Origin of the sequence: Ruoffia sp. FAM 24228, from assembly GCF_045528575.1 — a bacterium.
Classification (GTDB): Bacteria; Bacillota; Bacilli; order Lactobacillales; family Aerococcaceae; genus Ruoffia; species Ruoffia halotolerans.
On sequence record NZ_JBGQQZ010000058.1, the window covers coordinates 1 to 16,660 of the forward strand.

At 36.5% G+C, this 16,660-nt stretch carries 13 protein-coding genes and 3 pseudogenes; 12 read left to right on the forward strand and 4 right to left on the reverse strand.

Going from position 1 to position 16,660, the window contains the following annotated elements; all coding sequences use genetic code 11:
• From ACEN33_RS09595 to guaA, 3 genes and pseudogenes are all read left to right on the forward strand, one after another.
• Positions 1-114 (forward strand): annotated as a pseudogene (locus ACEN33_RS09595) (IS30 family transposase); the annotation flags it as partial.
• A 483-nt stretch (positions 115-597) separates the two neighbouring features.
• A complete protein-coding gene (gene coaA, locus ACEN33_RS09600) occupies positions 598-1,533 on the forward strand; it encodes a type I pantothenate kinase (protein WP_138404119.1) in 936 nt (311 codons plus the stop codon).
• An 18-nt stretch (positions 1,534-1,551) separates the two neighbouring features.
• On the forward strand, positions 1,552-3,102 hold the full coding sequence (gene guaA, locus ACEN33_RS09605) for a glutamine-hydrolyzing GMP synthase (protein WP_407090711.1): 1,551 nt from the start codon (positions 1,552-1,554) through the stop codon (positions 3,100-3,102).
• A 171-nt stretch (positions 3,103-3,273) separates the two neighbouring features.
• Here guaA and ACEN33_RS09610 read toward each other — a convergent pair whose 3' ends face one another.
• From ACEN33_RS09610 to ACEN33_RS09620, 3 genes are all read right to left on the reverse strand, one after another.
• Positions 3,274-4,176 (reverse strand): glycerophosphodiester phosphodiesterase, encoded by a 903-nt coding sequence (locus ACEN33_RS09610; RefSeq protein WP_407090712.1) that lies wholly within the window; start codon positions 4,174-4,176, stop codon positions 3,274-3,276.
• Between the two features lie 109 nt (positions 4,177-4,285).
• Entirely contained in the window at positions 4,286-5,140 is an 855-nt protein-coding gene (locus tag ACEN33_RS09615) for a transporter substrate-binding domain-containing protein (protein WP_138404122.1), read from the reverse strand.
• A 24-nt stretch (positions 5,141-5,164) separates the two neighbouring features.
• Positions 5,165-5,878, reverse strand: a complete 714-nt coding sequence (locus ACEN33_RS09620) for an amino acid ABC transporter permease (RefSeq protein WP_235888765.1) — start codon at positions 5,876-5,878, stop codon at positions 5,165-5,167.
• Positions 5,879-6,092: 214 nt separating this feature from the next.
• Between ACEN33_RS09620 and ACEN33_RS09625 the strand changes: the two genes are divergently transcribed.
• The 4 genes and pseudogenes from ACEN33_RS09625 (at position 6,093) to ACEN33_RS09640 (ending at position 12,225) form a co-directional block, all read left to right on the forward strand.
• Complete coding sequence (locus tag ACEN33_RS09625; RefSeq protein WP_407094959.1) at positions 6,093-7,862, forward strand: ABC transporter ATP-binding protein; 1,770 nt, start codon at positions 6,093-6,095, stop codon at positions 7,860-7,862.
• Positions 7,855-9,639, forward strand: coding sequence for an ABC transporter ATP-binding protein (locus tag ACEN33_RS09630; protein ID WP_407090714.1), 1,785 nt, complete (start codon positions 7,855-7,857; stop codon positions 9,637-9,639). Before ACEN33_RS09625 ends, ACEN33_RS09630 begins: the two co-directional genes overlap by 8 nt.
• 575 nt (positions 9,640-10,214) lie before the next feature.
• Positions 10,215-11,540: pseudogene (locus tag ACEN33_RS09635) on the forward strand (IS1380 family transposase); the annotation flags it as partial.
• A 232-nt stretch (positions 11,541-11,772) separates the two neighbouring features.
• The gene (locus ACEN33_RS09640; RefSeq protein ID WP_407090715.1) at positions 11,773-12,225 is read left to right on the forward strand and encodes a hypothetical protein; all 453 of its coding nucleotides are present in this window, start codon (positions 11,773-11,775) and stop codon (positions 12,223-12,225) included.
• Here ACEN33_RS09640 and ACEN33_RS09645 read toward each other — a convergent pair.
• Entirely contained in the window at positions 12,186-13,190 is a 1,005-nt protein-coding gene (locus tag ACEN33_RS09645; RefSeq protein ID WP_407090719.1) for an IS30 family transposase, read from the reverse strand. The genes ACEN33_RS09640 and ACEN33_RS09645 overlap by 40 nt on opposite strands.
• Positions 13,191-13,287: 97 nt before the next feature.
• On the opposite strand from ACEN33_RS09645, the gene ACEN33_RS09650 reads away from it, so the two are divergent.
• The 5 genes and pseudogenes from ACEN33_RS09650 (at position 13,288) to ACEN33_RS09670 (ending at position 16,457) form a co-directional block, all read left to right on the forward strand.
• Positions 13,288-13,644, forward strand: coding sequence for a hypothetical protein (locus tag ACEN33_RS09650; RefSeq protein ID WP_407090716.1), 357 nt, complete (start codon positions 13,288-13,290; stop codon positions 13,642-13,644).
• A 242-nt stretch (positions 13,645-13,886) separates the two neighbouring features.
• Positions 13,887-14,387: a GNAT family N-acetyltransferase gene (locus ACEN33_RS09655; RefSeq protein WP_407090720.1), complete on the forward strand. Its 501-nt coding sequence runs from the start codon at positions 13,887-13,889 to the stop codon at positions 14,385-14,387.
• Between the two features lie 82 nt (positions 14,388-14,469).
• Positions 14,470-15,102 carry a YfbR-like 5'-deoxynucleotidase gene (locus ACEN33_RS09660; protein ID WP_407090717.1) on the forward strand — a complete coding sequence of 211 codons (633 nt, stop codon included), beginning with the start codon at positions 14,470-14,472 and terminating at the stop codon, positions 15,100-15,102.
• A 26-nt stretch (positions 15,103-15,128) separates the two neighbouring features.
• Positions 15,129-15,602, forward strand: a pseudogene (locus tag ACEN33_RS09665) (S-ribosylhomocysteine lyase).
• A gap of 72 nt (positions 15,603-15,674) precedes the next feature.
• Positions 15,675-16,457: an alpha/beta fold hydrolase gene (locus ACEN33_RS09670; RefSeq protein ID WP_407094038.1), complete on the forward strand. Its 783-nt coding sequence runs from the start codon at positions 15,675-15,677 to the stop codon at positions 16,455-16,457.
• Positions 16,458-16,660: the final 203 nt, after the last annotated feature.

Below are 16,660 nucleotides of genomic sequence, written 5' to 3' on the forward strand. Positions count from 1 at the left end.
TCATCGATTGCACACAAACGGAACACGATTCCACGGAAATCCTTACACTACCGAACACCGTTGGAAGTATTTTTGAGTTACTTAGATGAAGCAGTTTTGTCTAGCTTAATTTGACAAATCAAATTATATAAAATATTATTATTATATCACATTATTATTTTACATAAATACTATTAGAATACAACCTTTAGTAAGCATTTCCATAAGGAATAGTGTTAAAAAAAGTGACTATTTCTATATATTTTAATTAAATGTATCTATAAAAATATCGAATGAGATAAGCTAAAACCCGAACATTCACTCGAATTTCTAGTTTATTTATCGGAGTTTTATTGTGTATTACTTTTAACCGTGGTAAAATTCTAAAATTAATACACTAAGAAATTCAATCGAATTGATAGTTTAATTATATAATATTCAACAGTTTTTGCAATAAATCGTCCCGAAGCTTTAATCATCACGCTTTTTTGAGTGGATAATTAGAAGTTATAGTCGTTGTTAGTAAAATTTATGAAAATGGTTTCTTTCAAGCCTTTAAACTATTCCTGGAGAGTGCTAAAATACTTATAATTAAAGTAAAGTCTAAGGAGTGGTCATTTGACTAGCGAATTATTTACACATTATTCTAGAAAAGAATGGGAACGATTTAACCAAATGAAAGGAAACCTAAAACCAATTGTAGGATTGGAAGAATTGGTTTCCTTAAACGACCGATTATCACAACAAGATGTGAAAGAAGTCTACGTCCCACTAGTTCATTATATTGATGTAATGCTTAAGAACAAAGATGAATATGAAGTAGAACGTGATAAATTCTTTGATATTATCGGTGAGAAAAGTTCATTTGAGAATAATACATTCATGATTGGTGTATCCGGAAGTGTCGCAGTAGGAAAGAGTACTTCAGCGAGAGTACTTCAGCGCTTGCTTCAGAAATACTATCCTGAGAAGCGGATTGAATTAGTGACAACCGATGGATTTCTATACCCAAATGAAGAACTAGAACGACGTGGAATAATGAAACGGAAAGGATTCCCGGAAAGTTATGACATGCCTCGTTTACTAGAGTTTATGAGTAAGGTAAAAATTGGGGTAGAGGATGTTGAATATCCGACATATTCACATGAAATCTATGATATAGTACCAGGAGAAGTTCAAGTTATGAAGAAACCTGATATCTTAATTGTTGAAGGAATTAATGCCTTTCAACTACCGGAAAACCAACAAACGTATATGAATGAGTTTTTTGATTTTTCAATCTATATAGATGCCGATCCACTTCATATTAAAACCTGGTTTATGGACCGGTTCAAGATGCACATGGAATCAGCGAAAGATGATCCAACGAACTATTTCTATGAAATTACCAAATGGCCATCTGAAAAAGTGGAAGACTACGGGAATGAAATTTGGTATACAATTAACTTAACCAACCTTGTTCAACATATTCAACCAACAAGAGGTCGGGCTGATGTAATCTTATATAAAGGAAAAAATCATTCGATTGACAATGTTTACGTACGTAAATATTGATTAAAAAAGGAGAATTGCATGGAAACAAATTTATTAGATATTGAGAAAATCGTTGTATTAGACTTCGGAAGTCAATACAATCAATTAATTACAAGACGTATCCGTGAATTTGGAGTATTCAGTGAATTATTACCCAATGACACAACGGCTGAAGAAATAAAAGAAATGACTGGCGTTAAAGGGATTATCCTTTCAGGAGGGCCTCATAGTGTCTATGCTCCAGGCTCATTTGATATTGATCCAGCTATTTATGATTTAGGTCTTCCAGTATTTGGAATTTGTTACGGAATGCAATTAACAACTAAATTATTTGGCGGAGAAGTTGAAGGTTCAAACAAACGTGAATATGGCCAAATGCCAATTAACATCAGTAATAATGAAGCGGGAATCTTTGAAGATTTAGAAGAAACTGAAACAGTTTTAATGAGTCATTCGGATTTAATTACAAAAGTACCCGAAGGCTTTACTGTCACAGCAAGTAATGAAAGTACACCGATTGCTGCGTTTGAGAATACAGAACGTCAAATTTATGGTGTTCAATTCCACCCAGAAGTTCGTGCAAGTGTTCATGGAAATGACATGTTACGTAACTTCATCTTCAATATTTGTAACGTTTCTGGAGAATGGTCAATGGAGAACTTTATTGATATTGAGATTGCGAAAGTGCGTGAACTTGTTGGCGACCGTAAAGTATTATTAGCTTTATCAGGTGGAGTTGATTCAAGTGTCGTTGGTGTGCTTTTACAAAAAGCAATTGGCGAGCAATTAGTCTGTATCTTTGTCGATCATGGATTACTTCGTAAAAACGAAGGTGACCACGTGATGGCAGCTTTAGAAGAATTCGGCTTAAACATTATCCGTATTGATGCTAAAGAGAGATTCTTTTCTAAATTAGAAGGAGTAAGCGATCCAGAAGAAAAACGTAAAATCATCGGGAATGAATTTATTTATGTCTTCGATGATGAAGCGACTAAGTTAGAAGGAATTGACTTCTTAGCTCAAGGAACACTTTATACAGATATTATTGAATCTGGAACGAAAACGGCTCAAACAATTAAATCTCACCACAATGTGGGAGGTTTACCAGAAGATATGCAGTTTGAATTAATTGAACTGCTAAACACATTATTCAAAGATGAAGTCCGTGCTTTAGGAACGGCTTTAGGTATGCCAGATTCAATCGTTTGGCGTCAACCATTCCCTGGACCAGGATTAGGAATTCGTGTGTTAGGTGAAATTACTGAAGAAAAAGTTGAAATCGTTCGTGAATCTGACGCAATCTTACGTGAAGAAATTGCTAAACATGGTTTAGACCGTGATATCTGGCAATACTTTACGACTTTACCAAACGTAAGAAGTGTTGGGGTTATGGGAGATGGCCGTACATACGATCATATGGTCGGAATTCGTGCAGTAACGTCGATTGACGGAATGACTAGTGAGTTCGCTCGCATTCCATGGGATGTATTACATGAAATTAGTAAACGAATTGTCAATGAAATCCCTCACGTTAACCGCGTAGTGTATGATGTGACAGGTAAACCACCTTCAACAATTGAGTGGGAGTAACACCAATTTTCTTGAAGAGAAAATGTTGGTGTTATACCTGCAAAGAGTACTAGGCTTTTTCCAAGTCGAAGACGCCGGGAAAAGTCAGGACCTTACTGCTGGGAATAAGAAATATTAAAGGAAATAGGCTGGATGACATGAAATTTGTCATCCAGCCTATTTTTTGTGATTCTAACCCTCATTCAACACTTTCTCCAACAACTCAGGATTATCTGTCATAATCCCATCAACGCCTTTAGCAATCAAATCACGCATAGTTCCTTCGTCATTAATCGTCCAGTAATAAACATCTAGTCCGCGTTGACGTGAGCCGTTAATGATATTTTTCTGCGTCAAGTCTAACCCATGTTGGGTCGTTGGTAGTTGGAAAGCTTGAGCATCTGTATGTGCAAGCCCATTCAGTCTTAAAATCATCTTTGTTAAATAAGAGGTTGCTTCACTGACACCGGCACCAATAGCTACTTGACCTTGAGATACTTCTTTGAAGCGTCTGTTAATCTTATGGTCGAAACTGCCTATAACGACTTTATCTTCCATATGGTACTTTTGAATTAGACGCCACATCTCTTGAATTAAGTCTTCGTAAAGCGCTGGGTCATTAGTATCTTTTAATTCAATGACAGCAGGTGTGTGAGGGAATAATAAGAATATCTCTTCGACAGTTGCTAGTTGAACACCTTGATCTTGATAAGGATAATTACCTTCTAAATCTTGGAATGTTACACCCGCATCGAACGATTTAATCTCAGTTAAAGTGAGTTGGTTAATATAGCCACTCCCATCTGTAATTCTATCGACAGTAGGGTCATGACTGGCAATGAGATATCCATCTTTGGTAATATGAACATCATACTCGAACATGTCTGCTCCGGCTTGTGCAGACCTAGCGAATGCTTCTAAGGTTTCCTCAGGTGCCAGGGCACAACCTCCGCGGTGGGCTATATTTAAGGGTCTGTCTTGTTTCTCATAATTAAAGGGTGTCGTTTTTTCTTTAGGTGGCCATGCATAGATTGCTAACCAAGTTGGAATTACTACACCCGCGATACCTAATGTTTTCTTCCATAGTGAGCTCATAGTGATCCTCCTATCATCTTGATAGATTAATTATATCAAAATTTTTATAAGATAGTTAGAAAGAAAAACACCTAAGAACATCATTGTCTCAGGTGTTTTCATTCGTAGATTAGTCTTCTAACTCAATTACTGGAAGGTCACTAATTTTGATGCCGTTGATTTCTTCTTGTTCAACGGACACATCATCACCATTAAAGTATTGAGCGGAGATCTCTGCTAAAGTGCCATCTTCTTTCATCTCAACTAAGACAGCATCAATAGCTTCTTGAAGCGCGTTTGATTCATTATTATAGACGAAGGCACTGAATGAAGGGTTGTAGAATACATTCCCAAGTTTAACACCTAAGTCGCTAAAGAAATCAATAGAAGTCTTTTGTAAGTAGTAGTCATTAGGGATGAAGTCAGTACGTCCATTCGCAACATCTAGGAAATATTGATCGTTTGTTGCGTTGTCATAAGTCACAAGTTCAGCTCCTAATTGAGCGGCTACTTGCATATAGTTGGTTGTCGCTCCACCAGCAGCTTTTTTACCAGCAAAGTCTTCAATCGATTCAATACCTGAATTATCAGATAAACGGACAACGATCGAAGTGAAACTGTATTTAATAGGTTCACCGATTAAGAAATCTTTCTCACGTTCAGCAGTGGGTTGAACTCCTTCAGCGACCAAGTCAACTTGACCTGACTTCACAGATGTTAACATTCCGTCAACACCCATCTCCATGAACTCAACTTCAAGACCTAGGCGATCAGCTACCTCACGAATTATATCAATATTATATCCAACTAATTCGTTGTCCTCATTATAATAACCACTAGGGTAGAGCGTACCTGATATGGCTGCGATGAGATGACCTCTTTCTTCTACGCGACTTAAGGAATCATCTTCTTGAGCTGAGACAGCCGTGAATTGTGTGAAGAAAAGTGAAACGATAACTAATGCACTAAAGAATTTTTTGAACATTTTTTACTCCAATCATTTTTAATTCTAAGGAGACATGCGTTTGCTAGGGGGAGTTATCTGATCTGGCTTATATAGTCGCTCTAAGTAATCTTGTAAGAAACCATAAATAACACAGATAATCCAATAAATAATTGCGATAAGAAAGTACATGGTCATATAGTCATTATTAGCTCCACCGACAATTTTAGCTTTTTGGAAGATTTCTGGAACAGTAATCATGGCTGTCAGTGAGCTTCCTTTTACCAAGTCCAATAAGACGTTACTCAAGGCAGGAATCGCAATACGAGTGGCTTGAGGGAAAATAATTTTTCTCAAAACTTTTCGTCGATTCAATCCCAAAGACTGAGCAGCTTCCCACTGACCCTTGTCGATGCTTTCAATAGCTGAGCGAATAATCTCAGAACTGTAAGCACTGCTTGTTAGTCCAAAGCCAAGGACCGAAGCTTGAATAGCTGTCAGCATAAGATTGGCTAAAGGGAGACCAAAGTATAAAAAGAATAAGGTCACGAGTACTGGCACACCTCTGAAGAAAGAAACATAGAACCGAGCGAGGATTCTAAGTAGCCTTGATCTTGAGATTCGCATAAGGGCAAGGATTGTTCCTCCGATAAGACTCAGGATGAAACTTAACAGTGAGATAGCAATCGTATAACTAAGCCCTTCGAGTACAAAAGGGATACTTTCAAGCGCAAGTTGGGGATTAAAAATATAATCCCATCTGATATCTGATAAAATAATTTTAGTCACTGATCCTCTCCTTTGAAAAAATATAAACAATAAGTATGTTATCACTAGATTTTAATAAATACAAGTTTTTGAATTGCGTTTTCTATATATAATTGGAAGAACAAATCTGATGAAAAAAGGAGCCATCATTGACATTAAAACACTATTTTGACTATAATTAATATACTGCGTTTTAAGAATTTTCATAGATTGAAGTGAGGTTAATATGTTTGCAATATTCAAAAAATTAGCATGGTTCTTTAAACTGAGATGGAAAACCTATGCACTTGCCATAGGTGGCTTAACTACCTGTGCCATCTTATCAGCGATTATCCCATTAATTATCGGAGGATTAGTCGATTCAATGGCAACCGGGACTATTACTTGGGACCACTTAATACAACAGACTGGATTACTCCTTGGTATTGGCTTACTTATGTATGGATTAAGATACATGTGGCGCAGTAATTTGTTTGGGAATTCAACATTGTTAGAAGCGATTATGCGTAACCGTTTGTTTGATCATTTTACTAAGATGGATCAGAAGTTTTACGGGCAATATCGTACTGGTGATTTAATGGCACATGCGACGAATGACTTAGCTGCTTTACGCTTTGTTGCTGGTGGGGGAATTATTACTTTAACTGATTCCTTATCAATCACTGTCGTGACTTTGTTTTCAATGATTTTTATTATTGACTGGCAATTGACCTTGTTTACTATTTTACCTTTCCCATTATTGATTTTTGTTGCCCAATATTTAGGAAAATTAATTAATAAGTATTTTAGAGGGTCATTAAAAGCTTTCTCTGATATGAATGATCATGTACAAGAGAGTGTCTCCGGAATGAAAGTGATTAAAGCTTTCGGTGAAGAGGAAGAGGAAGAGGATTACCTAGATTTTGTTAAAGAAACGGACAATGTCGTTGAAAAGAACAAGAAAGTATTCCGAATTGATTCGGCTTATACGCCTGTCATCGATGTGATTACTGGTTTAACTTATGTATTAACGATCTTTTTTGGGACATACTTTATCCAAAATGGTCGTATTACTTTAGGAGACTTAATCGCTTACCTAAGTTATTTAGGAAATATGACTTGGCCATTATTAGCTGTTGGAAGATTAGTGAATACAATGGAGCGCGGGAATGCGAGTTATGATCGAGTAACTGATTTGCTATCTGAAAAAGCAAGTGTCGTCAATGATCCCAATCCTGTTAAAAACTTAGAATATAATGATTTAAAAGTAAATATTAATACCTTTAGTTATCCAGATTCAGAAGTAGAAATTTTAAGTGATATTCACTTTAAACTGGAAGAAGGGGATACTTTAGGCATTGTTGGCCGAACAGGGTCTGGAAAGAGTTCCTTGTTTAACTTATTAGTGCGAAATTTTGATGTTGAATCTGGAGAAATCCTTATTGATAACACACCACTGAATAAGATTGATATGACAGAATTAAATGATCGAGTTGGGTATATTTCACAGAACAACTTACTTTTCTCAACGACAATCCGAGAGAACATTCGCTTCGGTCGTCCAAATATGACACAAGAAGAAGTCGAATATTATGCAAAGGTTGCAGATGTTCATGGAGACATCCTAACTTTCTCAGATGGTTACGATACCTTGGTTGGAGAACGCGGTGTGAGTTTATCTGGTGGGCAGAAGCAACGGATTTCAATCGCTCGAACATTAGCGATGAATCCAGAAATATTAATTATGGATGATGCGCTTTCCGCTGTGGATGCTAAGACAGAACAAAGGATATTAACGAACTTACGTGAATTCCGTCAAAAAGGGATCACAATCATAGCGACTCATCGATTAAGTTCAATTATGCGTGCAGATGAGATCCTAGTCTTAGATAATGGGCATATTAGCGAACGAGGAACTCATGAGCGGTTACTCTCGTTAGAAGGTTGGTATGACAATATGTTCCGTCAACAACAATTAGATCAGAAAATTTCAGAAAGTGGGGAAGACAATGAGTAATACGAAACAAAGAAAAACAAGCTTCTCACTAAAAGAGCAATGGAACATATTACGTTATTTATTCTCATTTGCGAAATCTGAAACTAAATGGTTTATCTTATCTATTGTTATGATGGTTATTGCTTCTGCTTTATCAGCTTACTTACCTATTATTATTCAACAATATATTGATGAGTACTTATCGACAAGTTCAGCAACAATCCAAATTACTTTACAAGTAGCTGGAACGTACCTTGTTTTATTACTTTTAAGAATGGTCATTGTCTACGTTAAAGATTACACTTTTAAATTAGCATCCGAGCATACGGTAGCGAATATGCGAAATAATTTGTACCACAAATTAGGGAAATTAAGTTTAGATTACTTTAACAAAACACCTAATGGTGAAGTTGTCTCACGTGTGACGAATGATACCGAGACAATTAAAGAATTTTGGAATGTGTTTTTAACATTTTTCGATGGTTTTATTAATGCAACGATGATTGCGGTAGCGATGTTTTCACTTAGTGTATCAATGTCTTGGGTCTTCATGGCCTTTATCCCCGTCATATTCATCTTGATATACGTCTACCAAAAGATTAGTACTGTCATCTACCGTCGTATGCGCCAAGCGTTAAGTAAGGTGAATGCGCGCTTAAGTGAGTCAACAATGGGGATGTGGCTCATTCAACAATTCAATCAGACCCAGCGAATGAAAGAAGAATTCGATGAAGTAAACCAGGAATACTTAGTGGCTAGAACTAATATGTTCAAGATGAATGCTGTGCTATTAATGCCTGCCATTAACCTTATTGAACAAATTGTGTTGGTCATTGTCATCTGGATCTTTGCTGCGCAATTACTTTCGGGTTCAGTCGTTGATATTGGGATTATTTACGCTTTTACGTCTTATTCTAAGTCATTCTTCCATCCAATTGGAGGGATGTTAGACAGCTTGAGTATTTACCAAGATGGGCTAGTTTCAGCCTCTCGCGGGATGGCTTTACTAGCAAATGAGAATACAGAACCTCAACCAAATGCGAATGCAGTGGATTCATTGATTGATGGTCAGATTAACATTGATGATTTGTATTTCTCGTATGATGGTAAAAATGTTGTATTGAAAGATATCGATTTAGAAGTGTCTCCGGGAGAAATGATTGCGATTGTTGGTCATACCGGATCTGGAAAGAGTACAATCATTAATCTGTTAATGCGATTCTACGAATACCAACAAGGATTAATTTCCGTTGATAAAGAAGATATTCGTGGTTACACCAAACGAAGTATTCGCTCTCAAATCGGCTTAGTCCAACAAGATGCGTTCATGTTCTATGGTAATTTCTATGACAATATTCGTTTACATGGAAACTATTCAGATGAAGAAGTGAGAGAAGCTGCAGAATTTACTGGAGCAGATCACTTTATTAAATCAATGGAAGATGGTTATCGTTCTCACATCAGTGAGGGGGGAACTTCACTATCAGCTGGTCAGAAGCAGTTAATTAATATTGCACGTACGATTATTCGAAATCCGCGAATTTTAATTTTAGACGAAGCTACGGCCAATATTGATACGGAGACGGAGCAGTATATACAACAAAGTCTTGAAAAGATTCGAGAGCAAGCGACATTAATTGTCATTGCCCACCGACTTTCAACAATCAAAGATGCTGACAAAATCTACGTTCTGCACAAAGGCCGTGTTATCGAACAAGGTCATCATGATGAACTGATTAAATTAGAAGGAACATATTACGATATGTACCGCCTGCAATCTTTACAAGGAAAAGTATAAGAAAAAAAGCAAAGTGTGCTAACTAGCCACTTTGCTTTTTTTGTCTAAACAATCTGTTAAATAGACAATAGCCCTCTCAATAAAGAGAAGGCTACCTAACTATTCAATATTATTATTCTAAAGTTCTTTCTTGTAACTATTACTTAAAATTAATTCTTTCTCATTTAAACGATATATTCCCATAACCTCTAATATATCCTTGTAACCCTTTAGTTACGCCAGTTTGATTAAATTTCATCAAAACAAATTAAATTCTTGCATAAAAAATATCTTTCGCGTATTAATTAGTATAACATTCTTTGTATTAAAAAGCGAATTCTGTAAATGAAATAATTATTCTTGTTGTAAATTTACTTGTGAATAGCAACCCAATATATATTAAATTTTAAATAAAAATACATTATCTTGATGTAATATATACCAACCTGAATGATTCATAGTTTATTACCAATGTACGTATATTAGTGTTCCAGAAACTTTTTTAGTCTATTCATTCAGCACCCATAGGGTGCAAAAAGAACCTCAATCTGTTAAGGTTAATTCGACAAAAAACTACCCACAGAAAGAGGTCCTCAATGAATAGATTAGTCGAAATACCAACAAATTTCAATCCCTCATTAACAATTTCAAATAATGGGGGTACTTTATTTACCGATTCGGGATTAGTAGTGCTTAAATTGTTTATGGAACACATTCATTTTTCAACATTAGCAAGTCAACTCCTTCATTTTAAGGACTTTCGCAAGCATTTTAAGCATTCCAATGTTAATATCCTTGAACAACTTATTTTTCAATTAGCTGCCGGATATTCAACAGACTCAGCTGCTGATTATCTGAATAAAGATCAAGTATTTTCCGTTATTCCCAACCACTTGGTTGCCTCCCAACCAACTATCTCACGCTTTTTTAAGCAGATAGATGAACAAACTATCAAAGATTTTTCGACATTGAATTTAGCGTTACTGAATCGTTTCGAACCTCTCAGGAATTCTTCTGAGTTGATCATTGATGTAGATTCAACGCACTTTGATACCTATGGCCAGCAAGAAGGCACAGCTTACAATGCCCATTATGGCACAACTGGATACCATCCTTTAGTAGCGTTTGATGGCCTAACAGGCGATTTTTTAAGTGCGGAACTACGTCCAGGTAACGTTTATACTTCAACCAATGTTGCAAAATTTCTTTCGCCATTGTTATCTCATTATCACCAACCGACGTTAGATAAAACCATTTTAGTCCGAGGAGATAGCGGTTTTGCAACACCTGAAATTTATGAGTTATGTGAACAACAAGATGCTAACTATGTGATTCGTTTGAAAAGCAATCGGGCTTTAGGTAAGTTAGCCGAAGGCTATATTAAGATTGATGACGACATGGATTGGACAACTGATGAAACCTATTACTACTCGACCACTTACCAAGCAGCGAGTTGGACAAAACCGAGACGCATTTGCATTAAATCTGTTAGGCGCCCCAATGAATTAATATTTGAACACACTTATATTGTTACCACTCTTTCGGATAATGTTAACGCTCAAACAGTGTTCTCTATTTATCAAAAGCGTGGTCAGATGGAAAATTATATTAAAGAAGCTAAGAATGGTTTCTTTATGGGCAAAACGGACAGTCTAGGTTTTATAGAGAATTTTGGTCGCTTATGGATTAGTGCCTTAACCTATAACCTCGTTAATCTCATGAAAAGATTCTGCTTAGAGCCAAAAAATCAAACGATGCAGGTTAACTCTTTAAGATTGAAATTGTTTAAATTTGCAGGAAAACTCGTTAAAACAGGGCGACGTTTGTACTTAAAAATGAGTACTAGTCATGTCTATCAGAAAATATTCTATCGACTAATTACCAAAATTAGTTTGTTAGCTCGAAATATTAAAAAATGGGTAAGTCCAAGGGATAAGTCCGCCCATAATTGGCTAAATACCTGTAACATGTCTTACATGAGGGTTAAAAAGGATAAAAACTAAAGCCAATAGGCTTAAAAATAAATAGTATACAGCTAAAAACGGTTAAAAGTAGGAAATTATCCTTATAAAAGAAAGTTATGAATCATTCAGGATTAAAGTTACTTATTAAGAGTTACTTATAAAGAGGGGAAAGTAGAGAGGTTAATGAGCAATGATTAAATCAATCGTTGAAGAGTCTAGTTTGGATAGTCCGTATAAGAGTATCAATTTAAAGCGAATTGAACCACACTTTGCCAATGAGATTAGTGAACGTTTGCTTTTATTACATCACGAATTTGATTTGCCAAAAGGACTCATCAGAATCACTGACCGCAAGAGTAAACGTAATCTCGCTTATCAAGCAACAAATGTTGTCTCGCGAATGCGTAAAGGAAAACAGTATGGATTGTTCGATAGCAATTTAAACTTTAGCCATAATATGTTTCAAACTAAGGTGAGGTCGGTTACTATTCATCACCGTGTCTACCAGTTGAGAAACTCACCCTTAATTGCAGATCAATCAGGATTAACGACAATCGACCATGAATTTGCACACTTATTGAACTCTTTTTATATCTTGAATTGTCAAATTAAGTGCAACGCTACACCAAAAAATACTTCATAGGGCGTTTTCCAGTTTAAACACTTCCTTGGGCGTAAGTTGAGTTTACGAACATATTGATCTACAACCTGATCAGTGACCGTATCCATCTCTTTTGTTTTCGGTAAATACTCTCTTAATAGGCCGTAAGTGTTTTCGTTCGTCCCTCGTTGCCATGGAGCATGTGGGTCAGGAAAGTAGAATGGGACGTTATTAAGAGCTTTAGTGATTTCCCAATGTTTTGAGAACTCCTTACCACGGTCTGGAGTAATTGATTTTACTTGATTAGATTCAATAGAAGAGAATAAATGAATCATCTTATCTCTGACTAGTTCAGATCGTTTTTTCTCGATTTTTCCACTCATCAAGTATCTTGATCTACGGTCGGTAAGCGTAACTAAACAAGCACCACCCGTCTTACCAGCCACTGTGTCTGCCTCCCAATGACCAATTTCAGAACGATCATTAGCAGTAGCTGGACGCTCATGAATCGTATTAGAGATCTGTATTTTACCTCTTCTCTCAATATGATGTTTCGTATGTCTAGTTTTTCCACGGTGTCTGAGAGAACGAACCAGCCCGCGGTTTCCTTTACTGAGTGGTTCTGTTTCAAATAGACCCCTGTAGATTCCGCGATAAATGGTAGGGTAACTTATATGGATACCTACCTGTTCGTCTTTCAATCGATAGGCAATCTCTTCAGGTGACCATTGTTCTTCTACGAATAGCCTTCGAACGATTTTCCAAACCTTGGGATTAGACAAAATCAACTTTCGCCCACAGTTTTGCTTTCTGTAAGAATATAACGTCTGAGCAATGATAGGAGAATAAGTCCCCTTCTTAAAATTACGTTTCAGTTCTCTAGAGATCGTTGACGGACTTCGGTCGACGGCAGCGGCAATAGTGCGAATAGAATGACCTTGGTTGAACATTAAAAATAGTTTTTCTCGTTCAAATATTGTAAGATGGTTATAGTGGCTCATAGCTATCTTCCTTTCAAATAGTGTGGACAACCCTATTTTAACTGGAATTTAGCTAGGGGTCTTTTTTAAGGATTAAGTGTTGCACTTAAAGTGTATATTCAAGATGCTAAAAACAAATAAGAATCTACAAGCGATAGCTGAACAATATGAGAATTTACGAGAAATCGATAAGCGTGATGTAAAAACCTTAAAGGCATTTAATCATGCGTTGATCTATCATCCTAATTCCCTAAACGAAACTGTCTATCAGTCTCTATTAAAACAAAGTGGGTTGAATCGCTTGCATTTTAAACGTCTTATTAAGGAAACAATGGGTACTTACGCAGCACAATCTACACGAGAGTTTTTTGCTGAAGCATTTACTATATCTCAGTATCTACCAAATTACCAAAAACCATTCATGTCCTTGTTTCGTGAGGCCTTATCAAAGTCATTAGAGTGTTCAACATTTTGGGATTGAAATCATTAACAGCATTCAAAACAGTCACCTCAGTCATTTCAGTCACATCATTTAAATTAGTCACTTCACTCTATTGACACGGAAAAGCAGACTGTTTTGATAACTGTTGATATTTTTAACAGTCGATAATATGTGACATTAAGGGAATGAGGCAATAAGGCAATATAAGCAACAAGACAAACAGGAGCAACAGGAGAAAGAAACCGATATCTAAAAGGAAAAGAATTTAGGAGCGTTAAATGATGCAAATTAGAGCACTGGAACGAGAAGATTTAAAGTTTATCCATGAGATCAATAATGAAAGAAATACAATGGCTTATTGGTTCGAAGAGCCATATGAGTCGTTAGATGAGTTAATCAGTCTTTACGATAAACATATTCATGATACTCATGAAAGGCGTTTTGTGATTGATGTAGAGGGTAATTTTGCCGGTGTTGTTGAGTTAGTTTGGATCGATTTTATCCATCGTAATTGTGAGATCCAGATTATTATCTTAGAAAATTTTAGAGGATTTGGTTATGCGCAACAAGCGTTGAAAAAGGGGATTGAATATGCATTTTCAATTTTAAATATGCATAAAGTCTATCTATATGTTGATACGAGTAATGCCCCAGCAGTCCACATCTATAAAAAAATTGGTTTTGAGATTGAAGGCAACATGAAAGAGCAATTCTTCTCGAATGGCACTTATCGTGATAGTTATTTTATGGGGTTATTAAGATCTGATTATATCAAAGTGTGATTGTTGAACGATTAGTGATGAGGCTGTTGATTAATCACTGAAGAACGCTTATGATAGAGAATAAAAAATTGGAGGAGATAAGATGGGGTTAAACGAGTATATTGTGGGACTTAGCAATTTAGAAAAGATTTCTAGGGCACCAGGATTTTTTAAGTTCACAGAACATACGGTTGCTGCGCATTCATTTAGGGTAGCATCAATCGCACAAGTGTTGGGGGATATTGAGGAATTAAATGGTGTTGAAATCAACTGGAAATTACTCTATGGAAAGTCTTTGAACCACGATTATACTGAAAGGTTTATTGGGGATATTAAGACACCAGTAAAATATGCCAATAAACAATTACGGGGAATGCTACATACAGTAGAGGAACGAATGACGATTGAGTTTATCGATCAGGAAATTCCAGAAGAGTTCCAAATGATTTATCGTAGGCGACTTTTTGAGGCGAAGGATGATTCGGTAGAGGGACAGCTACTGGCAATCGCTGACAAGGTTGATTTATTGTATGAATCTTTTGAAGAAATTGTGAACAGCAATCCAGAACCGGTCTATCAAGAGATGTTTTTAGAAGCGTCAACCACTATTCAATCCTTTAAAGAAAGACCCTCTGTCAAATATTTTTTTGCACATATATTTCCAGAATTACTCAATAAAGACTTTTTTGGCAAAGACGATTTTTTAAATCGCGTGGATGAAGTTCTGGCAAATTAATAATCTCAAAGAAACGGAGACCTATAATGGCAAAAGTTGAAAGTTTTATTTTAGATCACACGAAAGTCTTGGCACCATATGTTCGATTGATTGGTACGGAAAAGGGAACACAAGGCGACATCATTTGTAATTTTGATCTACGATTAATTCAACCAAATGTGAGTGCAATCCCTACTGCTGGGATACACACCATCGAGCATCTACTAGCTTCTTTACTAAGAGACCGCTTACCAGGTGTGATTGATTGTTCGCCGTTTGGCTGACGGACGGGTTTTCATTTGATTATGTGGGGTGAGCCAACTGCTCATGATGTAGCAGTAGCACTAAAGGCCTCACTAGAAGAAATTGTTTCTTCAATCGAATGGTCAGATGTTCAAGGTACTACCGCGGTTAGTTGTGGCAACTATGTCGATCATTCCTTATTTTCGGCTAAAGAAGTTTCAAAGCATGTCCTAGAGAAGGGTATCAGTGACGATCCATTCAAACGTCATGTCGTTTAGAGAAAGCTTATGACCGATATATTTAACCGATATAGTTAGTTGTCATCAGATAAAAGTAGAGGTGTAGCCATAGTGATTACTATCGAAAAAAAGACAACTAAAAATATCCCATTTTTAGTTGTGGAAGACAAGGATATTGTCAAATCATCCGCACCCGTTATGGTTTTTTACCATGGTTGGACAAATGCTAAGGAATCTTTAATGACGCAAGCCTATGTATTTGCATTAGATGGTTATGCTGTCTTTGTGCCCGATGCATTGTTGCATGGTGAGCGGAAACAGGAGAATAGAGCATTAGAGGGGACAACTGATTTTTATCGTATTTTGTTTCAAAATGTCAAAGAGTTGCCTACTTTAAGAGAATATATGGAAGAAAATGGTTATGACGGCACTGATATAACGGTTGGTGGGATATCGATGGGTGGCTTTACCACCTCCATGCTTTTGACAACTTATGATTGGGTAACAGCTGGAGCTAGTTTTATAGGCTGTCCAGATCCAGTCTCGTTCGGTAAAGATATGCTAGTCCAACAATATGAAAATGGTGGAAAAGAGAAGTATCCGAAAGAAATTTGGGACGATTATTTTGACCAAATGGACCGATTAGCCAGTGACTTGAGACATTATTCGTTAGCAGAAAACTTGAATAAAATACTAGAAAAACCTTACTTCATTTTTCATGGTGGCAAAGATGAGGTTGTTCCAGTTAAATATGATCGATTACTGGCCGAAGATTTGAAAAAATCTCATGGAAAACATTTTCGTTATAGCGAGCAACCTTCAGGAGGACATCACGTACCTTACCGCAGTTTATTAGAGGCTATAGATTTCTTAAATAACGAACGAAATCAATAATAATCTCTCAAAACGTTTACTATTTTGTGACATGAGATGTTATGACTCAAGAACTCAACAGTTGAGTTCTTTTTTTATGTGCGCCCGGCATGGGCGATAACTTGGTGGTGAAAGTCCACTACAGACTTGGCAGTAGGAACTGTTAGCTAAAGGCAAGGGTGTCCACCGTGAGGTGGAATCTGAAGGAAGCCGGAGGCAAACAC

What these genes read in the sequence shown, in the direction of transcription:
- ACEN33_RS09625 (WP_407094959.1), top strand. Translation starts at nt 6,093, where the DNA reads ATGTTTGCAATATTCAAAAAATTAGCATGGTTCTTTAAACTGAGATGG.
- guaA (WP_407090711.1), top strand. Translation starts at nt 1,552, where the DNA reads ATGGAAACAAATTTATTAGATATTGAGAAAATCGTTGTATTAGACTTC.
- ACEN33_RS09655 (WP_407090720.1), top strand. Translation starts at nt 13,887, where the DNA reads ATGCAAATTAGAGCACTGGAACGAGAAGATTTAAAGTTTATCCATGAG.
- ACEN33_RS09630 (WP_407090714.1), top strand. Translation starts at nt 7,855, where the DNA reads ATGAGTAATACGAAACAAAGAAAAACAAGCTTCTCACTAAAAGAGCAA.
- ACEN33_RS09610 (WP_407090712.1), bottom strand. Translation starts at nt 4,176, where the DNA reads ATGAGCTCACTATGGAAGAAAACATTAGGTATCGCGGGTGTAGTAATT.
- ACEN33_RS09650 (WP_407090716.1), top strand. Translation starts at nt 13,288, where the DNA reads ATGCTAAAAACAAATAAGAATCTACAAGCGATAGCTGAACAATATGAG.
- ACEN33_RS09615 (WP_138404122.1), bottom strand. Translation starts at nt 5,140, where the DNA reads ATGTTCAAAAAATTCTTTAGTGCATTAGTTATCGTTTCACTTTTCTTC.
- ACEN33_RS09660 (WP_407090717.1), top strand. Translation starts at nt 14,470, where the DNA reads ATGGGGTTAAACGAGTATATTGTGGGACTTAGCAATTTAGAAAAGATT.
- ACEN33_RS09640 (WP_407090715.1), top strand. Translation starts at nt 11,773, where the DNA reads ATGATTAAATCAATCGTTGAAGAGTCTAGTTTGGATAGTCCGTATAAG.